Below are 21855 nucleotides of genomic sequence, written 5' to 3' on the forward strand. Positions count from 1 at the left end.
TACATGTACATAAAATTACACAAATCAGTGAGAAAGAGGGGACAAAATTGAAAAAGATCAGTACAAGAATTGTATTAACTGTATTAATTTGCTCCATAGTAATGTCTTTGTTAGTAGGAATTACTAGTATTTTTAGAAGTAAACATGTAATCGAAGAAGAAGTGAAGTCTGCTATTAATTATAGGACGCAGCTTTATGCAAGAGACTATAATGAAAGTCTAGATTTTTATGAAACTGTAGGAGAAGCTATATATCAAAATATTGATGCTACCATTGATACAAAAAGATTGTATGAGGAAGGATATCTTTCTAATTATAGTGATAACTTTTTAGATCCAATGATAAGTAGAATGACTAAAGATGCTAAGGATTCTCTTGGAATATTCATAGCATTTGACTCTAAATATACTGGAAGAACAGAGGGTATATGGGCTTCTCTTGATGATAATGGAAATATAAATAAAGCATTACCTACTGGATTTACTAGTAAGGATGAAAACAATCCAAAATTTGCTTGGTATTTTGATTGTGTAAGATTAGGTAAAGGAATATGGAGTGATATGTATATTAGCAATGCTAATTTAAATGTGATTACATATTCAAGACCAGTTATAGTTGATAATATACCTATTGGAGCAATAGGTATTGACTTAAATGTAGAAAAAGTAGTGGAGAATATAGAAAATATAAAATTATATGAGACAGGCTATGCCTTTCTTCTAAACAAAGATTATGACTTTTTAATTCATCCTGAATTTGATAGTAGTAATAATTTAAGAAATATAAATGATGGAGAATATGGTTATATAGCTGATGAGATGGAAAGTAATGATATTGGAATAGTAGATGGTAATTTTACAGGACAAAGAAAAATCATGATATTTTCAAAGTTGCAAGATGGTAAGATTATAGTTTTAACTGTACCAAAGGCTGAAGTATTAAAAAATATGTATATGACTATTTATATAATTGTAGGAGTTATTATTATATCTGCCATATTGGCAGCTGTTTTATCTTTAATTTTGGGAAAACGGATTTCCAACCCAATAACAATGGCTACTGAAATCCTAGACAGAACATCAAAGTTAGATTTAACTCATATTGAAGATAGTAAAAAAATAGAGAGCCTTATTAATAGAAATGATGAAGTAGGTGCTATGTTTAGAGCAACCAAAGTTGTGAGAGAAGAAATGGGAAAGATTATAAAAGCAATAGAGCTGACTATGACAGATATTATAGAAAGTACCACTACATTAACTACTGCTACAAATGAAACCACTCAATCTATAAATGATATGGCGAAAACCGTGGAAGAATTAGCACAAGCCTCTATGGGACAGGCTGAAGATGCAGAAACAGGTTCAGAAAGATTATATAGATTGGCTAATGAAATAAAGGAAGCAGTAGAGAACGGTGAAATAGTAGTAGAAAACTCAACTAGAGCTCAGAAAATAAATGAAGAAGGTTCACAGGCAATGGAAAACATGGTTGAAAAGTTTAATACTACAAATAAAACTACTCGAATAGTTGCCAAAAACATCAATTCTTTATCAGAAAAATCTAAATCTATTGTTAGTATATTAAATACAATAATAAATATTTCAGAGCAAACCAATTTATTAGCTTTAAATGCAGCTATAGAAGCAGCTAGGGCTGGTGAGGCAGGTAAAGGATTTGCAGTAGTGGCAGAGGAAATAAGAAAACTATCTGAGCAAACAGGAGAGGCAACTAAGAGTATAGAAGATATATTAAATGATATTCAATATGAGGTTGAAACTACAAGAGGAAGTATGGATGAGTCAGAAAAGGCTTTAATGGATGCAGACAATACTTTAGTACAAGTTAAAAATAACTTTGACGAAATATATAGATCTATATTGGCATCCATAGATGCTATAAAAAAATTAGATGAAAGGTTGGAAATGGTCAATAGTGAAAAAGAAGATGCTATATTAGCTATTCAAAGTATATCTTCTGTAACAGAAGAAACAGCAGCTTCAACAGAAGAATTATCAGCTTCTATGGAAGAGCAGGCTGCGACAATGGAAACTATATCTAATAATACAGACAATTTAGCTAAAACTATAGAAAAGCTGAATGAATTAGTTAGTAGATTTAAATTATAATGATAAAAGCTGAATCAGTGTGTTCTTTCACTGACTCAGTTTTTATTTTTTTATGACTATATTAACATTTAAGATAAGAAAAGATTTAATATTATTATGGCATTTTCTGTGCTATAATAATATTAAATCATAGAAATAGCAGAATATATAGGGAAATGAAAAGTTTAGAGCGATAGTTGACAATTAATATAAGGAGATTTTTAATGAATGAAGTTGTGGAATTATTAAATGAAATTATTTTGAATAATGAAATTACATATGGAGTGCTTAGCAATCTTAGAATAAAGGATGAAGAGAGTTTTAGTAAGGTAATCATTAAACCAGTACTTATACAAAAGGAAATAAGGCTGCAATTTGCCTATGAATATAGAAATAAAGTGTTACATAAAAATCTTGAACCTTTATCTTCTATTAATGAGATAGAAAAACTTTTAACACATAAGTTTAAACAAGGTATGATTTTTACAAAGGAAGCAGATTATCAATTGCTAATAAATAAAAAGGGTGAAGCTTCTATTTTAAAAAAGAAACCTACAAAAAAGCAGTTGGATTTCTCACATAATAGGAAAAAGTCATATATAATTGAAGAGGGAGAGCCTGTTGATTTTCTCATAAGACTTGGAGTAATGAATGAAAATGGCAAAGTAGTTTCTAAAAGATATGATAAGTTTAAACAGATAAATAGATTTCTAGAGATGGTATCTGATGTTATTCAAAGAATGAATAAAGATAAGACATTAAATATTGTAGACTTTGGATGCGGAAAGTCTTATTTAACTTTTGCACTATATTATTATCTTGTAAATGTTTTGGGTTTGGATGTAAATATAATAGGTCTTGATTTAAAACAAGATGTAATTGAATTTTGTAATGAGGTGGCACTGGATTTAAATTATGAAAGATTAAAATTTATACATGGAGATATAAAGGATTATGATGGATTTCATAAAGTAAATATGGTGGTTACCCTTCATGCATGTGATATTGCTACTGATGCAGCATTAGTGAAAGCTATAAATTGGGAAGCGGAAGCAATTCTTTCAGTACCTTGCTGTCAACATGAATTCTATGATAAAATCAAAAATCCAGTGTTAGAGCCAATGTTGAGCCATGGAATAATAAAGGAAAAGTTAGCATCTTTAGTGACAGACAGTCTTAGGGCTAATATATTAGAGATATTAGGTTATCAGGTACAATTATTAGAATTTATAGATATGGAGCATACTCCTAAAAATATATTAATAAGGGCTATGAAAACTAATAATAAAAATAAGAAGGAATCTATAAACAAATATATTGAATTTAAAAAATTTTGGGGGTTAAAGGATTTATATATTGAAAAAGAACTAGGTGAAAAAATAATTAAAAAATTAAATTAGAAAATGACTATATATTCGCTATAATATACTTTGCTTAATAGGTAAAAAGTCAGAAAAGAGGGGGAAAAAATTGAAAAAAATTAGTACAAGAATTATATTAATAGTCTTAGTTTGTTCTATATCAATGTCTTTATTGGTTGGTATAACCAGTATGTTTAACAGTATAAGAGTAATTAAGAAAGAGAGTAAAGAAAAACTTCTTAATACAGCAAAGATATACTCTGGAAAATTTAATGAAGATTTAGTTCTTTTTGAGGGAATATTAAATAATATAGATAAAATAGTTAGTGGATCTGTAAATATGTCAAGATTAAAAGAAAATGGATACTTAGATAATTATAGTGAAACAGTTCTAAAACCCATAGTTAAGGAAATAACTAAAGAAACTAGAAAATGTGCTGGAATATATATAGCCTTAGATCCTAAATATACAGGGAGGACGGAAGGGGTTTGGATTAAATTAGATGATAATGGAACTTTAATGCAATCTCTACCTGTAGAAATATCAGGTAAAAAAGAAGACGATCCATCGGTATCATTTTATTATGATGCCATAAAATCTGGTGTTGGAACATGGAGTGATCCTAGATTCAATAATGCTAGTTTCAATGTAATGACTTATTCTGCACCTATTGTTATTGATAATGAAATTCTTGGTGTAATAGGAATAGACTTACGGGTAAAGGATTTAGTTAAAGCTGTAGAAGATGTAGAAGTTTATGATACTGGATATGCTTTTATACTCAATAAAAATTATGACTATATAATCCATCCTACTTTAGATAGAAGCAATAATTTAAGGACTATAGATGATGGTAAATATAATTACATTGCCGAAGAAATGGAAGAAAATGAAGCAGGAGTAGTAGATACTGATTTTGGTGGAGAAAAGAAAATTATGGTTTTTTCAAAGCTACATGATGGTAAGGTCATAGCTTTAACTGTGCCAAACAGAGAAGTATTGAAAGATATGTACAGAACCATTTATATAAACTTTGGAGTTATAATTGTAGCAGCAATATTAGCCATAGTGGTAGCTTTAATTGCAGCAAGAAGAATTTCTGAACCAATAAACTTAGTATCTGGGATTTTAAGTAAAACATCTAATTTAGATTTAACGCATTCTGAAGAAACTAAGGAAATAAAGGCTCTTGATAAGAGAGAAGATGAAGTAGGAGCAATATTTAAAGCCACAGCAACATTACGAGGTGAAATGAGAAAGATTATAAGTGAAATTGAAGAAACTACTTTAAATATTGTAGAAAACACTAATAGTTTGACTACGGCTACAAACGAAACTACTCAATCTATAAATGATATGGCAAAAACTGTAGATGAGTTAGCACAGGCTTCTATGGGGCAGGCGGAAGATGCTGAAACTGGCTCAGAAAAACTATATAGATTGGCTAATGAGATAAAGGCAGCAGTGGAAGATGGAGAATTAGTAGTTGAAAGCTCTATTAAGGCTCAAAAGATAAATGAGGAAGGCTCAAAAGCTATGAATAATATGGTGGAGAAATTTAGTATAACAAATGAAGCTACTAGAGTAGTTGCAAAAAATGTTGACTCTTTATCAGAAATGTCACACTCCATTGGAGGAATATTAAATACTATAATGGATATTTCTGAACAAACTAATTTATTAGCATTAAATGCTGCTATAGAGGCGGCTAGAGCTGGTGAAGCGGGCAGGGGATTTGCTGTTGTAGCAGAGGAAATAAGAAAATTGTCAGAGGAAACTGGGCATGCTACTAAAAATATAGAAGGAATATTAAATACAATTCAAGTTGAAGTGGAAGCTACGAAAGGAAGTATGGTTGAATCAGAAGAAGCACTAGATGATGCTAATAAAACTTTAGAGCAAGTTAAAAATGGATTTGAAGAGATATATAGGGCAATATTAATATCAATAGGAGCCATAGAACAATTAGATGGAAGGCTTGAAGTAGTAAATAAAGACAAGGAAGATGCCATATTAGCTATTCAAAGCATATCTTCTGTAACAGAGGAAACAGCAGCTTCAACAGAAGAATTGTCAGCTTCTATGGAAGAACAAGCTGCGACAATGGAAACTATATCCAACAATACTGATAATTTAGCTAAAACTATAGAAAAGTTAAATGGATTAGTGAATCGATTTAAGCTGTAATTTCAAAAGATCAAGTCAGTGAATTATTGACTTGGTTTTTTTTCGCGATTTTTTTCCTTAAGGTAATATGATATAATAAAGAAAAATAGGAGGGGAGGTTGTATGTATATGTTCGATATGTTTTCATTTATGGATGTTATTTTTCCATTATTTTTTATATTTGTTTTTGGCATGATTATATTTACTATTATAAGAGGAATTAAGGAATGGAATTCAAATAATAAACAACCAGTCTTAACTGTAGCAGCTAAAGTGGTTACTAAAAGAACTAATACTTCAAGACATCACCATGAAAATCATTCATCTGCCAGTACATCTTATTATGTTACTTTTGAAGTTGAATCTGGAGATAGAATGGAATTTCATATCTCAGGAAAGGAATATGGATTGTTGGCGGAAGGAGATATTGGGAAACTTACATTTCAAGGCACAAGATATCACAACTTTGAAAGGGTAGAATTGGAACAATAATACATTAAGTAATGAGAAAATGGAAAAGATAAGACAACATAGTTTTGAAAGGATGTTTTCATGAGATTGACTAGGGAGTTTTATGAACGAAATACAATATTAGTTGGAAGGGATTTACTTGGAAAGATTTTAGTATATAAAGATGGAGAAAATATATACAAGGGAAAGATAGTTGAAACTGAAGCTTATATAAATGCAAAGGATGATGGGGCTCATTTTAATAAAGGATTAACTGAAAGGACAAAAATAATAGATGAAGTAGGAGGACATATTTATATCTATACAATATATGGTATGTATCTATGTTTTAATATTGTGGCTGAAAAAAAGGGAGTTCATGGAGCCGTATTAATTAGAGCAATAGAGCCAATAGAAGGGATAGAAAAGATGTATGTGAATAGATATAAAAGAACCTATGATAGTCCAACAAGAAAAGAAATCACTAATCTAACAAATGGACCAGCAAAATTTATTATGGCATATGGTATTACTAAAGAACTCTATGGGGCTGATGTAGTCACCGATTCAAGAATTTGGATAGAGACTGCACCTAAGTTATCATTAGACCATATTGTAAGAAGTAAAAGAATTAATATAGATTATGCGGAAATGGCAAAAGATTATTTGCTAAGATTTTATATTAAAGACAATCCTTTTGTATCAAAAAAGTAGGACAGAAAGTTCTGCTTTTTTTTACAAAACTAAAGTAGTGGATTCTACCACTTTAGTTTTAATTACTAAAAGTATGGGTAAAATACTTAACATATTTAAAGCGTTAAAAGATAAAATAAACAGGGGTGATCTTGTGGAGAAAACTTTTATTATGATTAAACCTGATGGGGTGAAAAGAGGACTTATAGGGGAAATAATAGGAAGAATTGAAAGAAAAGGTTATAAAATAACAAGGGCAAGGATGTTTAAACCAAGTAGAGAATTAATAGAAGAACATTATATTGATCATAAAGGAAAGCCATTTTTTGAAGAGCTAATTAACTATATTTCAGAAGAATCTGTTATGGCTATGGAAATAGAGGGGCAATCTGCTATAGATGTCATGAGGATTATGATAGGTGACAAAGATCCTAAGGTAGCCATGCCAGGCACTATAAGGGGAGATTTTGCTAATTCTATTACTGAAAATATAATACATGGCTCAGATTCAGTTATAAGTGCAAAAAGAGAATTAAATTTGTGGTTTAATTAAAACAGTTTTTGGGTTGTTTTTTATATGAATAATAAATTTTCCATCATTCAATAAAAAAGTTCACATTACATTAAATATAATTTATAATAGATAGTGGCAAAAGTCATGATATATGAATAAAGATATAATTATACTATAGAAATTTAATGGAGATGAATATAATGAAGATAATTATTCAAAAATTTGGTGGAACTTCTGTAATGAATGATGAGCGAAGAAATTTAGCTATAGATAAAATTGAAGCAGCAATAGATAAAAACCTAGATCCTGTTGTAGTAGTTTCTGCTATTGGAAGAATGGGAGATCCGTATGCAACAGATACATTGATAAGTCTTATTAAATCTACGGGAATAGAACCTAACCCTAGAGAATTGGATATCTTAATGTCTTGTGGAGAAATTATATCTGCAACAGTTATGGCGAATACTTTAAAAGCAAGAGGACATAAGGCAGCTGTATTTACTGGAGGTCAAGCAGGAATTATAACAGATGATAATTTTTTAGATGCAAAGATATTAAAGGTAAGTCCTGAAAATATTCTCAAAAGTTTAGAAGAAGGGGTAATTCCTGTAATTACTGGATTTCAAGGGATGACGGAAAATGGAGATATTACTACACTAGGAAGAGGTGGATCTGATGTAACGGCATCTATTATAGGAGAAGCTTTAAATGCTGAATTAGTAGAGATATATACAGATGTAGATGGAGTAATGACTGCAGATCCTAAAATAGTACCAGATGCAAGGGTAATGGATACTATATTTTATAATGAGGTATTTCAAATGGCAGAATACGGTGCCAAAGTATTGCATCCTAGAGCAGTAGAGATAGCTATGAGATCTAATATACCTATAGTTATTAGAAATACAAATTCAGACTACAATGGTACACTAATTACTAATTATCATAGAACTAGATCTTATATAGAGGAAGATATGAAACTGATTACATCAGTTGCACATATAAATAATAGAACTCAAGTTAAGATAACGCCTTCTAAGTCTAACTTTGAAAGTAATGAATTATTATTTGATAATATAGCGAAGGCAGGAGTGAGTATTGATATGATAAATATATATCCTGAGCAAATATTTTTTATCATAGATGAAAAACAAGATATATTATTAGAAAAGGTATTGAAGAAATTAAATTATGAATATAGTTTAATACATGATTGTACTAAGGTTACCATTATTGGAAATAGGATGAGAGGTATACCAGGAGTAATGGCTAAGGCTGTTTCAGCACTATCTAAGGAAAATATAGAGATATTACAGACATCAGACTCTCATACTACAATTTCTTGTTTAATAGAAAGTCAATATACAAATAAAGCAGTCAATGCATTACACAATTATTTTGAATTAGGGAAGTAATGAAGTAATATAGAACGGTTAATAACCGTTCTATATATTTTTCTTGTAAATATAATGAATTGGTTATAAAATGAAGTAAAATAATAATTATGGAGGTAAAGCTTTGAAGATTAATTGGAATTCTAAATATACGACTATATCCATTTATTCATTTTTTGTAATTTGTGCCAGTATTATTTTTTATTTGATCGCATCAGAGATAAATTTGTTTCAAATCAAAGTGGGAGAAGCAATATCGATATTTATGCCCTTTATAATTGGATTTACTATGGCATATCTTTTTAATTTTATTTTAAAATTTTATGAAGAAAATTTATTACATTTTAAAATTTTTAATAATTTAAAACCAAAAATTAAACGATTAATTGGATTGGTTTTAACTTATACAACAGTAGTATTGGTAATTTATAGTTTTTTGAAGTTTATATTTCCTCAAGTTTTATCAAGTATAATGGGATTAGTAAATGATATTCCATATTACGTAAGCAAAATTACTGTTTTAGTTAATGATTTTAATAGTAAGTATGAGATACAGGAAGAATATTATAATTTTATAGTAGAGAAATGGACTCAGTATAGGGAGAGTATAATAAAATTTGCAACAGATCTTATACCTATATTAGGTAATACAGTTAAAAATATACTATCAAGTATATGGAATATAGTTCTTGGGCTTATTATATCTATTTATTTACTAACGGATAAAGAGAAGGTTATGGCATTAAGTAAAAAAGTGACAAGAGCTTTGTTTTCTGAGGTAAGAGCAAATAGATTAATAGAGTTAGTTAATAGAGGGAATAATATATTTGGGAAATTTCTAATAGGGAAGATATTGGACTCTTTCATTATTGGTATTTTAACCTTTGTTGTTGTAACTATGGCTAAAATGCCTTATACAATTTTAATATCTTTTATAATTGGTATAACTAATATAATTCCATTCTTTGGACCATTTATTGGTGCTATACCTTCAGCAATTATTATATTATTTATATCACCTGTTAAAGCATTTTGGTTCTTAGTAATAGTACTTGTAATTCAGCAAATAGATGGAAATATTATAGGACCAAAAATATTAGGAGATTCTTTAGGAATTTCTGCATTTTGGATTTTGTTTTCTTTGTTAATTACGGGAAAACTATTTGGATTATTAGGAATGATTATTGGAGTACCTTTATTTGTATTTATATATTCTATTATTAAAGAAATTGTTGAAGACAGATTAAAGAAAAAAGGACTGCCATGTGAAACTGATAAATATATATAAGTAAATCAGGTGAGAATTTTTTCTCACCTGATTTTTAATATATAAGTTAAAATTTAATTGTTCTTATAATAATACTTCTTTTAATTTTTCAATAAACAAAGAATTTTCTTCCATGGTTCCTATGGAAACCCTTATAAAATCTCCCTTCATAGGTCTTATAATAACACCTCTTTTTTGTAACTCTAAAAATACTTCTTGTCCATTTCTGCCTACATTAACAAATATATGATTTGTCTCTGATGGGGCGTAATTAAATCCCAGTTTATCAAATTCACTATAAAGATAGTTTTTTCCTTCTAAATTAGCTTTATAACTCTTTTTTAGAAATTCAGTATCTTTTATAGCTGCTATTGCAGCAGATTGTGCTAATATATTTACATTAAAAGGTCCTCTAACTTTATTTATATTTTCTAAAATATCTTTATTCCCTATGGTATAGGCTACTCTAATGCCAGCTAATCCATAGGCTTTTGAAAAGGTTCTCATAACTAAAAGATTAGGATGTTTTTTTGAGAGTTCAACAGTATTAAAAGGATAATCATCTCTAGTAACATATTCTCGATATGCTTCATCAGATATAACTAAAACCTTAGGGGGAACATTAGTAATGAAGTCTACAAATTCTTTTTCTGTAATCATAGTACCTGTTGGATTATTTGGGTTACATATCCAGATGATTTTAGTTTTGTTGGTAATTCTTTCTAAGATTCCTTTTAAATCAAATGTAAATTCCTTTAACGGAACTATAATTGGAGTTCCACCCATCATTTCTGTAGTTTGTATGTATCTTGGAAATGTAATATCAGCCATGATTATTTCATCATCTTTATCAATATATGTTTTTGCTATTAGATCAATCATTTCATCGGAACCACCACTTGGTAAAATTTCATTAACATCTATTCCAAGAGTAGAAGCTAAGGTTTCTTTTAATTCTGTAGAATTTCCATCTGGATAAATAGCCAATTCATCTAAAGTATTGATTATAGCTTCTTTAACTTTTGGAGAACAACCTAAAGGATTTTCATTAGATGCAAGTTTTATGACTTTGTTAAGATTGTATTCTCTTTTTACATCTTTAATAGGTTTCCCAGGTCTGTATGGCTCTAAATTCCTTATCTCATTCCTAAAATCAATTGACAATATAAACAACCCCTTTCTTGTTATAAAGATATCAGTATATTAATTGTAACAATAGACTGACAATAAAAAAAGACTATGATAATAATATACCTTATGATATAATCAAAGGGGTAACTAATATTCCGATTTTTTTGAATAATAATTTACTAAAAATTTTGTGAAATGTGTAAAATAGGTTATGAAGATTTTCAATAAAATCTTTTAAATAAATATGCTGGTTAAGGGGGAAATGTATAATGAAAACATATTCAGCTGATAAAATCAGAAATGTAGCTTTACTAGGACATAGTAGTAGCGGGAAAACAACTTTAACTGAAGCAGTACTATTTGCAACAGGCGTAACAAAAAGACAGGGAAGAGTAGAGGATGGAAACACTGTATCGGATTTCGATAAAGAAGAAATAGCACGTAAAGTATCTATTGGTACAACTGTTATCCCTGTGGAATGGAAAGACACAAAATTCAATTTATTAGACACACCAGGATATTTCGATTTTATTGGTGAAATGTATGGTGCAAAAAGAGCATCGGAAGGCTCGGTATTACTAGTTGATGCTTCTTCTGGTATCGAAGTAGGTACAGAGAAAGCGTGGAAAAATTTAGAGAAGTATGTAACTCCAAGGATTATATTCCTTAATAAAATGGATAAAGAAGAGGTTGATTTTGATAATTTATTGTCTAATTTGAAGGAAACATTTGGTGATAAAATTGTGCCTTTTACTTTACCTATTGGTGTATCTAATGGTTTTAAAGGCTTTGTATCTGTAATAGATGCTAAAGCTTATGAATATAATGGAATTCAAAGAAAAGAAGTAGAGATAACAGAAGAACAAAAAATTGAGGTAGAATCTATAAAGGAAGGCTTAATGGAAAAAGTAGCAGAAACAGATGAAGCCTTAATGGAAAAGTATTTTGAGGGAGAAGAATTTACTCAAGATGAAATAGCTAAAGGACTAAAAACGGCAGTTATAAATGGAGACTTAGTACCTTTGATAGTAGGTTCAGCAGAAAAAGCTATAGGTTGTGATTTCTTATTAGAAATTATAGAAAGATATATTCCTTCTCCAAAAGAAATTGGAATTGTTAAAGGAATGAAAGAAGATAATGAGATAGAAAGAAAAATAGATGTTAATGAACCATTTTCAGGGATAGTATTTAAAACTATTATAGATCCATTTGTAGGGAAATTGACATTGTTTAAAGTAGTGTCAGGTAAAATAACTAAAGATATGGAATTGTATAATTCTACTAAGGATAAGGTGGAAAAATTAGGAGGATTATTTGTTCTTAGAGGAAAAAACCAGATTGAAGTTTCAGAAATCCAAGCTGGAGATATTGGAGCTACTGCAAAACTTAACTTTACTAGAACAGGTGATACCTTATGTTCAAAAAATAATCCAATACTTTACGAAGAAATTAAATATCCTCAACCAACACTATTCCTAGCTGTTGAACCAAAGGCTAAAGGAGATGAGGAAAAGATAGGAGTATCCTTACAAAAATTAACAGATGAGGATCCAACTTTTATAGTCCAAAGAAATGCGGAAACTAAACAACTTTTAATTGGCGGACAGGGAAATATGCAACTAACAGTTATAGTTGATAAATTGAAAAATGCCTTTGGAGTAGAAGTTAATTTAACTAATCCAAAGATTGCTTATAGGGAAACTATTAAAGGAACAGCTTCTGTACAAGGAAAACATAAAAAGCAATCAGGTGGTGCAGGGCAATATGGAGATGTTCATATAAGATTTGAGCCATGTGAAGAGAAATTTGTATTTGCAGAGGAAGTATTTGGTGGTGCAGTTCCAAGAAATTATTTCCCAGCAGTAGAAAAAGGGCTTGTAGATTCTCTTGAACATGGGGTTTTAGCAGGATATCCAGTAGTTAATATGAAAGCAACCCTATTCGATGGTTCTTATCATCCAGTAGATTCTAACGAAATGGCATTTAAAATCGCAGCATCATTAGCATTTAAAAAGGGTATGGAGGCAGCAAAGCCAATACTACTTGAACCTATAATGAAATATGAAATATCAATACCTGAGGATTATATGGGTGATGTTATGGGAGATATGAATAAACGTAGAGGTAGAATACTAGGAATGGAACAACAAGATGATGGTACACAAAAAGTTAGTGCGGAAGCTCCACATTCTGAGATGTTCGAATATGCAATAGATTTAAGGGCAATGACTCAAGCAAGAGGAAGTTTTACAATGGAATTTGCTAGATATGAAGAAGTTCCTTCTAATATTGCAGAAAAAATTATTGCAGAAGCAAAAGCTGAAAAAGAATAAATAAAATAAAAGTCCAGCCAATTTTGGCTGGACTTTTTATAAATTATCTATAAATCTATTGTAAAGAATATAAAATATAGATATAATATAATAATAGAAAGGGCAAAGAAAGTCAAAGTCAAAGGAGGATTTAAATGCCTGGAATAAGCAATACTATAGAGCGTTTTATTAAATCTATGATAGATATGGCAGAAGATAGGACTATAGAGATTCAGAGGAATGAATTAGCAGAAAAGTTTGATTGTGCACCTTCACAGATAAATTATGTATTAACCACTAGATTTACTCCTTATAAAGGTTATTATATTGAGAGTAGAAGAGGCGGTGGTGGGTATATTAAGATTATAAAAGTAGGAATAGATGAGAATGAAGATATCAATACTATTATATTAGAGACTATTGGTGAATCAATTACGAAAAACAAAGCATATCATATAATTGATGGGCTTTTAGAAGAAGATTTTATTAGTAGCAGAGAAAGAGATATTATTAAAGCTGCAATAGGAGATAGAGCTTTAAATAGAGAAAATGCAGCTATAAGAAATGAATTAAGAGCAGATATTTTAAAGAATATTTTATTGATTCTTGTTAAATAGGGGGTGTTATTTTGTTATGTCAAACTTGTCAAAAAAATAATGCAACTATTCATTTTACTAAAATAGTAAATGGTAGTGTTGAGGAAATGCATTTATGTGATTCCTGTGCTAAAAAAAATAATGATTTAGATTTTGATTTTGATTTTCCTTTTTCTTTTCAAAAGATTTTCACAGGACTTATAGGCTCAATACAAGAAGGAAAAGAAGAAGTAAAAAATATTGTTTGTTCAGAATGTGGTTTAACTTATAAAAAGTTTATGGAAATAGGTAGATTTGGTTGTGCAAATTGCTATGAAACATTTAGAGAGGATGTAGATTCCTTGTTAAAGGGAATACATGGTCACAATGAACATATAGGAAAGGTTCCTACGAAAGCAAGTGATAGAGCTATACAAAAAAAGGCAATGGAATCTTTAAAGATCCAATTAGAGGAATCAATAGTTAAAGAAGATTTTGAGAGAGCTGCATTTCTAAGGGATGAAATAAAAAAATTAAAAAGCAAGACCGATAGTTATGAGGGGTGATAAACTTGATTAAATGGTTAGATGGTATAGGGAATGATGAAGATGTAGTGGTTAGTACAAGGTTAAGAATTGCCAGAAATATGGTAAATTATAAGTTTCCCAATTTTATGACTATGGATGAATCAGAGTTTGTTACAGAAGAAATCTTAAACGCTATGAAAGGTAGAGAGGATATATATAGATTTTATAGGATTAAAGATTTATCTGAACTAGAAAAGGCTGTATTTGTTGAAGAACATTTAATAAGTCCCAATCTTGCACAAAGTACTAATAATGGCAGCTTTCTTTTGAGAGATGATGAAAAGGCGACTATAATGATAAATGAGGAAGACCATATTAGAATACAAGTATTGCTACCAGGCTTAAATATAGAGGAAGGTTGGAAGATTTCTTCAATTATAGATGATAATTTAGAAGAAAAGATTGAATATGCTTTTCATGATAAATTTGGATATTTAACATCTTGCCCTACTAATGTAGGTACTGGGCTTAGAGCATCTGTAATGGTTCATCTTCCAGCATTATCTATTACAGGTCATCTAAATGCTATAATAGATGGATTAGGAAAAATTGGACTAACTGTGAGGGGACTTTATGGTGAAGGATCTAAAGCTTTAGGTCATTTATTTCAAATATCTAATCAAACTACATTAGGAGAAAGGGAAGAAGATATAATTAAAAAATTAAATAAGGTCATATACCAAATAGTTGAAAGAGAAAGAAGTACTAGGGAATTTCTTTTAGATAAGAAGAGACTTCAAATTGAAGATAAGGTATTTAGATCTTTTGGAATTTTGAATTATAGTAGACTTATAACATCTAAAGAGGCAATGCTTCATTTATCTAATGTTAAATTAGGCTCTGATATGGGAATAATAAAAGATATAAAACCAAAAGATATTATGAGATTAATGATAGATATACAGCCAGCCAGCATACAGACAAACTTTCAGAAAGATATGCTAAAAGATGAAAGAGATATGTCTAGAGCACAACTAATAAGAAATAATTTAATTAATATGGAGGGGTAGTAAATATGGCTATGTTTGGAAGATTTACTGAAAAAGCACAAAAGGCAATACTGTTGTCTCAAGAAGAAGCTAAGGGTCTAAAACATAACTATGTAGGAACAGAACATTTATTATTAGGGCTAGTGGCAGAAGGAGAAGGAGTAGCTGCAAAAGCCCTATTACAATCTGGAATTACATTGGATAAGGTTAGGGAAGAAGTTATTTCAGCCATAGGAGAAGGGCAATATGGTGCAGATATTTTGGGATTTACGCCTAGAACTAAAAGGATATTTGAGTTAGGATTTATTGAAGCGAGAAATTTAGGACATAATTATGTTGGCACAGAGCATTTATTACTTGGATTATTGGCTGAAGGTGAAGGAGTTGCAATTGTTGTATTGAAAAAATTAGGAGTAGATATAAATAAACTTGGAGAATTAATTCTTAGTATGGTGACAGATGTAGGACCAAAACAAGGACAAAATATAGAAGGTAGTAGCCAAAATACTCCTAATTTAGCTAAATATAGTACTGACTTAAATAAATTAGCAGCTTCAGGGAAAATTGACCCAGTAATAGGCAGAATGAAGGAAATAGAGAGAGTGATTCAGGTCTTAAGTAGAAGGACTAAAAACAATCCAGTGTTAATTGGCGAACCGGGTGTGGGAAAGACAGCTATTGCAGAAGGTCTTGCTCAAAAGATAATAGAAGGTCAAGTGCCAGAGATTATAAAGAATAAAAGAGTTCTTACATTAGATTTACCAGGAATGATAGCAGGAGCAAAATATAGAGGTGAATTTGAAGATAGATTAAAATCTGTGATGCAGGAATTAAAAGAAGCAGGAGATGTGATACTCTTCATAGATGAATTGCATACAATAGTAGGTGCTGGGGCTGCTGAAGGTGCAATAGATGCTTCAAACATATTGAAGCCAGTATTAGCTCGTGGTGAATTGCAAATAGTTGGAGCAACAACCATAGATGAATATAGAAAATATATTGAAAAAGATTCTGCCTTAGAGAGAAGATTACAAACTATTATGGTAGAAGAACCTAATGTGGAAGATACTATAAAGATATTAGAAGGTTTAAGAGATAGATATGAAGCTCATCATAGAGTAAAAATAACAGATGAAGCTATAAAAGCTGCCGCAGAATTATCAAGTAGATATATAACTGATAGATTTTTACCTGATAAGGCTATTGACTTAATAGATGAGGCTGCTTCAATGATTAGAATAAACTCTTATGTTGCACCAGATGATTTAAAGAAATTAGAAGAAAGACTTGAGGAACTATCTCAGGAAAAGGAAGAAGCAATAAATACTCAAAATTATGAAAAGGCAGCAAAGATAAGAGATGTAGAAAGACAAGTAAAAGAGGAGCTGGAAAATAACAAAGCAAGATGGGAACAGGAAAAACAAACTTCCAACATGGTAGTTAATTATGAGGAAATAGCTAAAGTTGTATCTAATTGGACAGGTATACCAGTTACAAAAATGACCACAGAAGAATCTGAAAGATTATTAAATCTGGAGCAGATATTACATGAAAAAGTCATTGGACAAGAGCAAGCAGTAAAGGCAATATCTAGTGCAGTAAGAAGATCTAGAGTTGGACTTAAAGATCCTAAAAAACCAGTTGGAAGTTTTATATTTGTAGGACCTACAGGTGTAGGAAAAACTTATTTGGCAAAATCCTTAGCAGAAGCTTTATTTGGTGATGAAGATGCTATGATAAGGATAGATATGTCAGAGTATATGGAGAAACATTCAGTTTCTAGATTAGTAGGCTCTCCTCCAGGATATGTTGGATATGATGAAGGTGGACAGCTGACAGAAGCTGTAAGAAGAAAACCCTATGCAGTGGTTTTATTTGATGAAATTGAGAAGGCACACCCAGATGTATTTAATATGCTTTTACAAATATTAGATGATGGTAGACTTACAGATTCAAAAGGAAAAACTGTTGATTTTAAAAACACAGTTATTATAATGACTTCAAATGTTGGTGCTACATCTATTAGAAAGCAGAATGTATTAGGGTTCTCTATAGGTAAAGAAGAAAATAAAGAAGAATATGAAAGAATGAAAGAAACCATAACTGAAGATCTGAAGAGAACTTTTAGACCTGAATTTTTAAATAGGCTAGATGAAATTATAGTCTTCCACAGCTTAGAGGAAGAACATGTAAGGGAAATTGTAGAAATTATGATAAAAGATTTAGAGAAACGTCTTTTGAAAATTGGGGTTAAGATACAAGTGTCAGAAAATACAAAATCATATATAGCTAGCAAAGGATTTGATCCAGTATATGGAGCAAGACCTCTTGAAAGAACTATAAGAAGAATGATAGAAGACCAGCTTGCAGAAGAAATATTAAGAGGCAATGTGTCTAAGGATGATGACATAATCATAGATTATGAAAATGACAAATTAGCATTTAAAAGATAGGGGATGATTAATATATCATTCCCTAATATTCTGGGGGAAAAAATGAAGAAAAAAACTATGTATATATGTGAAATTTGTGGATATAGAAGTATTGGGCATTTAGGAAGATGTCCAGAATGTAATTCTTGGGGGAGTTTAAAAGAAACTATAATTGATGATAAAAAAGGAAATTTTAATTCTAGCAGAGGTTTAGAAAAAAAGCCTATTAGAAGATTACAAGATATAGTTGCTACTAATAGTGATAGAATAATAACCAATATAAATGAATTTAATAGGGTAATGGGAGGTGGAATAGTTAAAGATTCTATAACAATACTTTCTGCAAAACCAGGTGCTGGAAAGTCCACTTTGCTTTTACAGGTAGCAAATGATTTGGCTGAAATGGATTATAAGGTTTTATATGCATCAGGAGAGGAAAGTGAATCCCAGATAAAGAATAGAGCAGATAGGATTATAAATAAGGTTGATTCTAATGTATGGGTAATGTCTGATAATAGTATGGATAATGTTTTGGATAATATAGAGGAGATTGATCCAGATTTAATTATTATAGATAGTATTCAAACTTTTATTCTTGAAGAATTTTCCAGCTCTAGGGCAGGTTCACCAACTCAAACTATGGAATGTGCAAATGCTTTAGTCAAGATAGCGAAAAATCAAGACAGACCTAGAGCTGTTATTTTAATAGGGCAGATGACGAAAGAAGATGAAATTGCAGGAGTACGAGCACTAGAGCACTTAGTGGATGCTGTACTTATTATAGAAGGTGAGAGTGGTGAAGAATTAAGAACATTGCTGACCACAAAAAATAGATATGGCTCTACAGGAGAAATGGGATTTTTTTATATAACTGATAAGGGAATGATTTCCATAGATAATCCCTCTGAATATTTTATGACATCAAGGGAAGGAAATAGTATAATGCCAGGGTCAGCAATAACTGTAGTTAGAGAAGGAACAAGACCAATTATCTTGGAAATAGAATCTTTAGTTTCGGAATCCTTTACTCCATATCCTTCAAGGATAGGAGAATGTTTAAAAAGAGAACAATTAAATACTTTAGTATCAATAATAGAACAAAGAGGTGGAATTAGGTTTTATGATAAAAACGTAGTTATAAAGACTACTGGAGGAATAAAACTAAAGGAACAAGCATCAAATTTAGCTGTGCTTATGAGCATTATATCCTCAGTAAAACATAAGGGGATACCAAATGATACTGTATTTATATCAGATGTTGGATTAACAGGAGAATTAAAAAGAGTTCCATCTTTAGAATCAAGACTCAGAGAATTAGATAGAATGGGATTTAAAAGAGTATATGTAGCTCCTAATAGTGGAAAAGGAATAAAGACGTTAAATCTTAAGATTATAGAATTAGAGACTTTAAGAGATGTAATTAAAGATGCTTTTGATTAATATATGAAAAGTAGGCTAGAATTAATTCTAGCCTATTTTTCATATATTTAAAACTCAAAATTAGCAAAAAATATTTTATTTTAAGCTAAATACACCAAGAGTTTTAATAGTATTATATTCCTTTTTTAATATTTCATCCATATTCAAGTCTAGAGAATTACATAGAGCAGCTAGATAAAAGAGATAGGAGCCTATTTCCTCATTAAGAACTTCTTTACAGCCATCACAAATATTACCTTCAACATGAGTCTTAGTAGAATCTAGCATTTCTTCAAAAGTTTCTTTGCTGTAGTCTTGTTTAGTGGCGTTAATAGAAATACATCCACAAGAAGTTACAGATTTTGCAACAGCTCTATTAATTCGAGCGTTATACTCATCTAATTTTGTCATCATATCTAATATACTTTTATGCCTAATAAGAACCTTAGAAACTTGTTCTTGAAAATTTTCACATGTTGAATTCATATCTGAATTTATAATATTGTCATTCATATTCTCCACTCCCGTCAAAAGATTATTTGCTATAGTTCAATTATACTTATGAAGACAAGCAGTTGTCAAATATTTCTATTAATTATTCATAAAGATTTATTTGACTAATATTTGTATAGAGATTTTTTGAAATACAATTAAAAGGGGATTGACAATTGAAATGTGTCTATGATAAAATATAAACTTTACAATTCCAGCATTTTAATGTATAATAAAATAGAAAGGTAGATAGGAGGTATTCAGATGTTCAATATTGGAGATAAGGTAGTATATCCTATGCATGGTGCTGGAGTTATTGAAGGCATAGAAGAAAAAGAAATTTTAGGAGAAAAAAGAAAATATTTTATTATGAGAATGCCTATTGGAGATATGAAGGTGATGGTTCCTGTAGATAATATTGAGGAAGTAGGTGTGAGAGAAATAATAAATACATCTGATTTAGATAAAGTGATCTCAATATTAAAGGGTAATAAAACTGCCATGCCACAAAATTGGAATAGAAGATATAGAATAAATATGGATAAGATAAAGTCTGGAGATATATTTGAAATTGCAGCTGTTGTTCGAAATCTTTTAATGATGGATATGGAAAAGGGATTATCTACAGGAGAAAGGAAAATGTTAGGTTCAGCAAAGCAGATGTTATTATCTGAAATGGTTTTAGTTGCTGATTCAGATATTGATAAAGTTGAGGAATTAGTATTAGAAGCAATAAAATGTGAAGAAGAAATAGATACTGAAGAAATTTAATATGTTAAATCTGGATATAGGGTTTATTTTTATAAAAAAGTGGTAATAATTATATTAAACTAGGAGGTGAATTGATGATTGATAAAATTTTAAAAGGAGTCATTGGATTAATAGGGGCATTGATGGGATATAGTATTTTAACTCTATTTATCAATCTAGAGATTATTCAAATGTCTAGAGGAGGATGGCTTAATTTAATATTGCATTTAGGTACTTCAATTTTATTTGGAATTATATTTTTTACTTTATCATCAAGAATAATTGAGAGAGGTAGAAGATTAGTAAAGTTAATTGAGAATGAATTGGAAAAATTCTCCGTATATGATATTGCTATATCTTCTGTTGGACTTATTGTAGGATTACTAATAGCATTTTTATTATCCCAGCCACTTAACAGCTCTGGTATACCCTATGTTGGAGTTATAGCATCAATTATGCTTTATAGCATATTTGGATATTTAGGATTGACTATTCCCCATAGAAAAAGGGACGATATATCTTCGACTTTAGGTAATATAAGGAAAAGTCCCAAAGATAGAATGAAATCACAAAATCGCTCATGTCCAAAAATATTAGATACATCTGTTATAATTGATGGTAGAATAGCTGATATTTGTAAGACTGGATTTATTGAAGGACCTCTTATTATTCCAGAGTTTGTATTGGAAGAGTTACAACATATAGCAGATTCCTCAGATTCTTTAAAAAGAAATAGAGGAAGAAGAGGACTGGACATATTGAATAAAATACAGAAAGAATTAGATATTGAAGTAATTATAAATGATAAAAAATTTGATGATGTTCAAGAAGTTGATTCAAAGCTACTAAAATTAACTCAGTTACTTAAAGGGAAAATAATAACTAATGATTATAATTTAAATAAAGTTGCAGAAGTTCAAGGTATATATGTACTAAACATAAATGAACTTGCTAATGCAGTAAAACCAGTAGTGCTTCCAGGTGAAGAAATGTTGGTACAGGTAGTAAGAGACGGAAAAGAGTTAAATCAAGGTCTTGCATATTTAGATGATGGTACCATGATTGTTGTAGAAAGTGGAAGAAAGTTTATTGGGGAGACTATAGATGTAGTAGTAACGTCAGTTCTTCAAACATCTGCTGGAAGGATGATATTTGCTAAACCAAAATCAATGGTGGATAAAGCAGTTTAAGACCCAGATGGGTCTTTTTTCTTTTTG

General features: G+C 30.2%; 18 protein-coding genes. 16 read left to right on the forward strand and 2 right to left on the reverse strand.

The window, feature by feature from the left end; all coding sequences use genetic code 11:
• The first annotated feature begins 47 nt into the window (after window positions 1–47).
• The 8 genes from BUB33_RS11935 (at window position 48) to BUB33_RS11970 (ending at window position 9972) form a co-directional block, all read left to right on the forward strand.
• Window positions 48–2126, forward strand: coding sequence for a methyl-accepting chemotaxis protein (locus BUB33_RS11935; protein WP_072976660.1), 2079 nt, complete (start codon window positions 48–50; stop codon window positions 2124–2126).
• A gap of 203 nt (window positions 2127–2329) precedes the next feature.
• Entirely contained in the window at window positions 2330–3505 is a 1176-nt protein-coding gene (locus tag BUB33_RS11940; RefSeq protein ID WP_072976663.1) for a class I SAM-dependent methyltransferase, read from the forward strand.
• Window positions 3506–3575: 70 nt separating this feature from the next.
• Complete coding sequence (locus tag BUB33_RS11945) at window positions 3576–5654, forward strand: methyl-accepting chemotaxis protein (protein WP_072976665.1); 2079 nt, start codon at window positions 3576–3578, stop codon at window positions 5652–5654.
• 102 nt (window positions 5655–5756) lie between these two features.
• Complete coding sequence (locus BUB33_RS11950) at window positions 5757–6125, forward strand: DUF2500 domain-containing protein (RefSeq protein WP_072976667.1); 369 nt, start codon at window positions 5757–5759, stop codon at window positions 6123–6125.
• A gap of 60 nt (window positions 6126–6185) precedes the next feature.
• A complete protein-coding gene (locus BUB33_RS11955; RefSeq protein ID WP_072976670.1) occupies window positions 6186–6797 on the forward strand; it encodes a DNA-3-methyladenine glycosylase in 612 nt (203 codons plus the stop codon).
• A gap of 133 nt (window positions 6798–6930) precedes the next feature.
• Window positions 6931–7329, forward strand: coding sequence for a nucleoside-diphosphate kinase (ndk, locus tag BUB33_RS11960; RefSeq protein WP_200778213.1), 399 nt, complete (start codon window positions 6931–6933; stop codon window positions 7327–7329).
• A 161-nt stretch (window positions 7330–7490) separates the two neighbouring features.
• Window positions 7491–8705: an aspartate kinase gene (gene dapG / locus BUB33_RS11965; protein ID WP_072976672.1), complete on the forward strand. Its 1215-nt coding sequence runs from the start codon at window positions 7491–7493 to the stop codon at window positions 8703–8705.
• A gap of 103 nt (window positions 8706–8808) precedes the next feature.
• Window positions 8809–9972: an AI-2E family transporter gene (locus tag BUB33_RS11970; RefSeq protein ID WP_072976674.1), complete on the forward strand. Its 1164-nt coding sequence runs from the start codon at window positions 8809–8811 to the stop codon at window positions 9970–9972.
• Between the two features lie 63 nt (window positions 9973–10035).
• Here the strand turns inward: BUB33_RS11970 and hisC are convergent, their stop codons facing one another.
• Window positions 10036–11115 (reverse strand): histidinol-phosphate transaminase, encoded by a 1080-nt coding sequence (gene hisC, locus BUB33_RS11975; RefSeq protein ID WP_072976676.1) that lies wholly within the window; start codon window positions 11113–11115, stop codon window positions 10036–10038.
• 236 nt (window positions 11116–11351) lie between these two features.
• Between hisC and fusA the strand changes: the two genes are divergently transcribed.
• The 6 genes from fusA (at window position 11352) to radA (ending at window position 19417) form a co-directional block, all read left to right on the forward strand.
• On the forward strand, window positions 11352–13415 hold the full coding sequence (gene fusA / locus BUB33_RS11980) for an elongation factor G (protein ID WP_072976678.1): 2064 nt from the start codon (window positions 11352–11354) through the stop codon (window positions 13413–13415).
• 134 nt (window positions 13416–13549) lie between these two features.
• On the forward strand, window positions 13550–14011 hold the full coding sequence (locus BUB33_RS11985) for a CtsR family transcriptional regulator (protein ID WP_072976680.1): 462 nt from the start codon (window positions 13550–13552) through the stop codon (window positions 14009–14011).
• 11 nt (window positions 14012–14022) lie between these two features.
• The gene (locus BUB33_RS11990) at window positions 14023–14535 is read left to right on the forward strand and encodes a UvrB/UvrC motif-containing protein (RefSeq protein ID WP_072976682.1); all 513 of its coding nucleotides are present in this window, start codon (window positions 14023–14025) and stop codon (window positions 14533–14535) included.
• A gap of 5 nt (window positions 14536–14540) precedes the next feature.
• The gene (locus tag BUB33_RS11995; RefSeq protein ID WP_072976684.1) at window positions 14541–15566 is read left to right on the forward strand and encodes a protein arginine kinase; all 1026 of its coding nucleotides are present in this window, start codon (window positions 14541–14543) and stop codon (window positions 15564–15566) included.
• Window positions 15567–15571: 5 nt separating this feature from the next.
• On the forward strand, window positions 15572–17998 hold the full coding sequence (locus tag BUB33_RS12000; protein ID WP_072976686.1) for an ATP-dependent Clp protease ATP-binding subunit: 2427 nt from the start codon (window positions 15572–15574) through the stop codon (window positions 17996–17998).
• Window positions 17999–18040: 42 nt separating this feature from the next.
• Window positions 18041–19417 (forward strand): DNA repair protein RadA, encoded by a 1377-nt coding sequence (gene radA, locus BUB33_RS12005; protein ID WP_072976688.1) that lies wholly within the window; start codon window positions 18041–18043, stop codon window positions 19415–19417.
• Window positions 19418–19492: 75 nt separating this feature from the next.
• Here the strand turns inward: radA and BUB33_RS12010 are convergent, their stop codons facing one another.
• Window positions 19493–19909 carry a nucleoside triphosphate pyrophosphohydrolase family protein gene (locus BUB33_RS12010; RefSeq protein WP_115322195.1) on the reverse strand — a complete coding sequence of 139 codons (417 nt, stop codon included), beginning with the start codon at window positions 19907–19909 and terminating at the stop codon, window positions 19493–19495.
• Window positions 19910–20152: 243 nt separating this feature from the next.
• Here BUB33_RS12010 and BUB33_RS12015 point away from each other — a divergent pair, with 243 nt between their 5' ends.
• The gene (locus tag BUB33_RS12015) at window positions 20153–20659 is read left to right on the forward strand and encodes a CarD family transcriptional regulator (RefSeq protein WP_072976690.1); all 507 of its coding nucleotides are present in this window, start codon (window positions 20153–20155) and stop codon (window positions 20657–20659) included.
• A 74-nt stretch (window positions 20660–20733) separates the two neighbouring features.
• Window positions 20734–21828, forward strand: coding sequence for a PIN/TRAM domain-containing protein (locus BUB33_RS12020; protein ID WP_072976692.1), 1095 nt, complete (start codon window positions 20734–20736; stop codon window positions 21826–21828).
• The last annotated feature ends 27 nt before the right edge of the window (window positions 21829–21855 follow it).

The organism is Tissierella praeacuta DSM 18095, from assembly GCF_900128955.1.
Classification (GTDB): Bacteria; Bacillota; Clostridia; order Tissierellales; family Tissierellaceae; genus Tissierella; species Tissierella praeacuta.